The following is a 4529-nucleotide window of genomic DNA, read 5'->3' as shown; positions in this document are numbered from 1 at the left end:
ATCTTACCCCGGAGCCTTTCATGTCCCTCAACCGCCGTCGTCACGCGACTGATCTGGAAACGATTTCCGTCACGGTGCCGGAAGCGGCTGTTGAAGGATACGAGACGGCCATCAGCACCGTCTGTCCGACGGTGGGCATTTTCGAATTTGATGAAGAAGAACGTCTCTGGCGGGTGGAAGGAGTGAAGGACACTGGGCACGGTGAGGAGGAACTCGCCGCCGCTCTGGCCCTTGCAGCCCTCACGACAGGCGTAACTGCCGAGCTGGAACGAACCTATACGGAAACGGACGGCTGGCTTGCACGAACGTACGAGTCCTTTCCCGCGCAGGAAGTCGGTAAACGTTTCGTGGTGCGTGGGTCGCATCTTGATACACCGCCCGATGGCAACCGCATCACCATTACACTTGATGCAGGCATGGCTTTCGGCTCAGGGGAACATGGATCAACGCGGGGCTGTCTCCGCGCCCTTGAACTCATCGCCTATCGCAAGCCTCAACGTATTCTCGATCTCGGATGCGGTTCCGGCATTCTTGCCATGGCAGCCGCGGCACTTCTTCACCGCCCCGTTCTCGCAACCGACATTGATCCCTGGTCGGTGCGCATCACCCAGGAAAATGCGGCGCGCAACGGCCTGTCACAACTGATCGAAGCGCGGCTGGGCAATGGCTGGTCTACACCGGAAATCCGTCGCCGCGCCCCTTATGATCTCGTTTTCGCCAATATCCTTGCGCGTCCTCTCTGTCTGATGGCGAAAGATCTTTCCCGTTATCTGGCACCCAACGGAACCGTTATTCTCGCTGGGCTCCTGAACACACAGGTGCGCATGGTTCTGGCGGCTCACCAACGCTGTGGTCTCGTGCTGGAACGTCATCTTCGTGAAGGGGACTGGGGTACACTGATCCTGCGGAAACCAGCGCGCTTCTGAAAACGGCGCTAGCTTTTCCTACTCTTGAGAAACGCCTGATAATATTCATCGGCCATCTTTCTCAGTGAACGGCCAACTGAAATGTAGTTATACTCGTCGAGATTGGCGAGTGAGGCGCGCGCTGCCGGGTGTTGCACACCAAAGCCCTCGCCCGGCAGAAGAATGATTCCCGTTTCATCAGCGATCCTGAACAGGATCTCGCTGTTGCTGGAACGCTTGGCCACCCAGTTGGCAAACTCCTCACCATAGAGCGAACAGCAGATACTCTTGAGATCGAGCATCGTATAATAATGGACTGCGTTCGCATCCTCGTGGGGTTGAACACCGAGCGCCTTATAAAGCGTCACCTCGCGACGACGGATGATGTTTTTGACCGTCTGTTTGTAATGCTCACCCTCATCCATAAGGCAGAACAGGGCAAACATCACCATCTGCACCTGCTGAGGCGTAGACAGACCCGCTGTATGATTAAGAGCCACCAACCGACTGTCCGCCACGATCCGGTCAATGAATTTCAGACTTCCCGGATCTGTCGTCAGCGTGGAATAGCGCTCGGCCAGCCCAGCCGAAACCGTCGCAGGTAACTGACGCACCAGTCCATCGATGGCGTTGTCTTTGTGCATGCCGATAACGCCGAGACGCCAACCTGTCGCGCCAAAATATTTCGAAAAGGAATAAACAAGGATCGTGTTGCGTGGGCAGACCGCGAAAAGCGACCGAAAATCATCGGCGAAGGTGCCATAAACGTCGTCGGTGATGATGATCAGGTCTTGCCGCTCTTCCCGTACGATACGCGCGATTTCCTGCATGGACGCATCGTCCATCTTCACCGAGGTCGGATTGCTCGGGTTCACACAGAAAAAGATACGCACTGCGGGATCGCGCAGCTTGTCGAGTTCCTCTTTCGGGTACTGCCAGTCGGCCTCCGGCGATGCATGAATGGCGACAGTCTCAAGCCCGAACTCCTTGAGCTGAGGAATTTCGATATAGGGCGAGAAGATCGGCATCCCCAGCGCCACCTTGTCCCCTGCCTTGATGAGTCCGTTTTCCTTCAGCGAGTTGAAGATATACGCCATCGCCGACGCACCCCCTTCAACGGCGAAGAAATCGACCTCATCACGCGACAGCGTATCCCCGGTCATTTCCTTGAGAACGTAATGCCCGGCAACCTGCTCACTCAGAGGCAGCATCCGGGGGGGCGTCGGATAATGGCAGCCAAGAATCCCCTCGGCCATTTCGTAGAGAAACGCCTCAGCGGAAAGTCCCATCTGGTCACGGACGTAACTCAGGGCGCGGGCAAGGAAGAATATCCCATTGTGGCCGCGCCGCTCTGAGAGAAAGCGGTCGAACCGATCCTCAATGCCATCCATCCGCACGAGGCCGCCAACACCGGCGCTCATATACGAGAAGGAGCGCTCGGATTCAGCAAGAGCGAACTGTCCGAAATGGAAGAAGGCGGAACGGGGCAGCGTGGCGAGAAAGTTCGGGTTCCCGCGTCCGGCGTTCAGCATGACACGCCCCGATTTTCGGGTGGCCATACGAATGAGCTTATCCTTCAGCTCAAACGGGCTGAGGTTCTTGAAACGCCTGAAATCACCCACCATCGGAACGGCTCTTCTGCTGCCATGCGGTTTATACGAACCGCACCGTAGCATATCCGCGACATGGCGATAGCGAACCACCGCCATGTCTCTCGATAGTGAAGCATACTCACACGTATGCCGCAGCCTCCCTGGCCAGTCGGCTGACCACCCTGCGCGAGCGTTCCATCAGTTCCTGCATATCCAGCCCCGGAATGGCGCCATCCACCACCACCGGTCGGCCTGCGGAAAGGACATGCCTTACACACGCCGCACCAGAAGCCACCGGACCAAGCATCGGGTCAGCAAGACCAGCGTGACGGGGGTGGCTGAGATCATGCACAGCCAGATCGGCGACCATGCCTTCCGCCAGAACACCAATGTCAGGCAGGCTCAGAATACGCGCCCCTTCCGCTGTGCTCCAGCGCACCACGTCTTCGCAGGTCACGGCATCGGCACCGTGAGCAGCACGATGCACCATCCATGCCATGTGCATTTCCGCACCCATGTCGCACGCCTCGTTGGACGCCGCCCCGTCCACAGCCAGCGATACACGCCCACCCGCTCGATCCAGAGCAACGGCTGGCGCGATGCCGGACCCGAGGCGCCCATTGCTCTGAGGGCAATGCGCCATTCCGGTTTCGGTCTGCGCCAGAAGAGCGATTTCGCTATCGTCGAGATGAACCAGATGAGCGAACCATACATCCGGCCCTACCCACTCATGCTCTGCGACAAACTGCACTGGCCGCATACCATACACATCGAGGCAATAACGGACATAATTGTCCGTTTCCGAAAGATGCGTGTGCAGCCCGATCCCCATGCTTCGTCCTGCCCGTGCCAGTTCGCGCAGTTCATCCGGCGTGACGCCCCATGTCGGTGTGTTGGGTGCGATGGCGATACGTCTGCGACTGTCCGGTGCGGGATCATGATAGCGCGAGACGAGATCACCGATGCGTTTCAGCATCACATCGAGCGTCTCCGTTGGAGCAGGGACAATCTGGTCCGTGTCGAACTTGCGCGTGCGGGTCGTGCCCCCGCGCGCGAGAACAAGGCGCATGCCAAGCTGTTCCGCCGTTTCAAACAGAATTGCCGCCGGATCGTAATGGTAGCTGTCGGGGAAAAGATAATGATGATCGGCAACAGTGGTGCAACCGGACAGCAGCAGTTCGGCCATGCCGACCTGCGCTGCCGTCTGGAGCGCTTCTTCATCGAGAAAGCGCCAGTATGTGTTCGGTACGAGTCGCAGCCACTTTTCCAGAGGCGCATCAATGGCCGATGGAATGCCTTTCAGCATGGTCTGAAACAGATGGTGGTGGGTGGACACAAGACCTGGCATGACCACGCCACCGCGCGCATCCAGCACGGTGTCACCCGGCTGTTCCGGCACGTCGCCAATGGTTGCGATCCGTCCGTCATGAATGCGGATATCGCCGGTCCGCCGAGCCTGCGCGCCTTTCAGGCCCGTAAAAACCCCACAGGCATTGCGGATAACAATGTCATTCATACGGGCATGACCTTTGCCTGCTCTACGTAATGGTTCGTAAAGGCGGATTTCCAGTCGGTCGCCTGATCCAGAAGACCATTGGTGACCATGAAGTCATACGTGGTGTGCCACCGTGCTTCCGTCATTGTTCCGATGCCGCCGGTCGCCGCATCCCCTTCTCCCAGCACTTTCATTTTCGTCAGGGTCTCGTGCCCGAACTGGAGCTGAGCGTCAGACATGCGTGGGTTGGCTTTGCGGATCAGGGTGTTCCCCGCTGCTGGATCCAGCAGGTAATCTTTCCATCCCAGCAGAGAGGCTTTGACGAACGCCGCCACGGTTGCGTCATTCTTTTCGGCAAAAGCATGGGTGGTGAGAACCGGGGTACCGTAAGGGGGATAACCGATATCGGCAAACGGGAAAAACCGCGTAGGCACATTATGCTGCCGGGCCTCGAACGGCTCGGACGAGGCATAGGCCTGCACCGCCGCATCGGGATTCAGAAAGAACGGTTGCAGGTTGAATGTGTAAGGCTGTGCC

Annotated in this window: 4 protein-coding genes; 1 reads left to right on the top strand and 3 read right to left on the bottom strand. The window is 58.0% G+C overall.

Going from position 1 to position 4529, the window contains the following annotated elements:
* The first annotated feature begins 20 nt into the window (after positions 1–20).
* The gene (locus ABF824_RS15675) at positions 21–926 is read left to right on the top strand and encodes a 50S ribosomal protein L11 methyltransferase (RefSeq protein WP_415489901.1); all 906 of its coding nucleotides are present in this window, start codon (positions 21–23) and stop codon (positions 924–926) included.
* A gap of 8 nt (positions 927–934) precedes the next feature.
* Here ABF824_RS15675 and ABF824_RS15670 read toward each other — a convergent pair whose 3' ends face one another.
* The 3 genes from ABF824_RS15670 to ABF824_RS15660 all read right to left on the bottom strand — a co-directional run.
* Entirely contained in the window at positions 935–2530 is a 1596-nt protein-coding gene (locus tag ABF824_RS15670) for a bifunctional aspartate transaminase/aspartate 4-decarboxylase (protein WP_415489900.1), read from the bottom strand.
* A 106-nt stretch (positions 2531–2636) separates the two neighbouring features.
* Positions 2637–4013, bottom strand: a complete 1377-nt coding sequence (locus ABF824_RS15665; protein WP_415489899.1) for an amidohydrolase family protein — start codon at positions 4011–4013, stop codon at positions 2637–2639.
* Positions 4010–4529: ABC transporter substrate-binding protein (locus ABF824_RS15660; protein WP_415489898.1), on the bottom strand; the 520-nt coding region annotated here is incomplete at its 5' end. The genes ABF824_RS15660 and ABF824_RS15665, both read right to left, overlap by 4 nt.

The organism is Acetobacter sp. (assembly GCF_047721705.1).
Taxonomy (GTDB): domain Bacteria; phylum Pseudomonadota; class Alphaproteobacteria; order Acetobacterales; family Acetobacteraceae; genus Acetobacter.
This window is presented reverse-complemented; position numbering and strand designations above follow the sequence as displayed.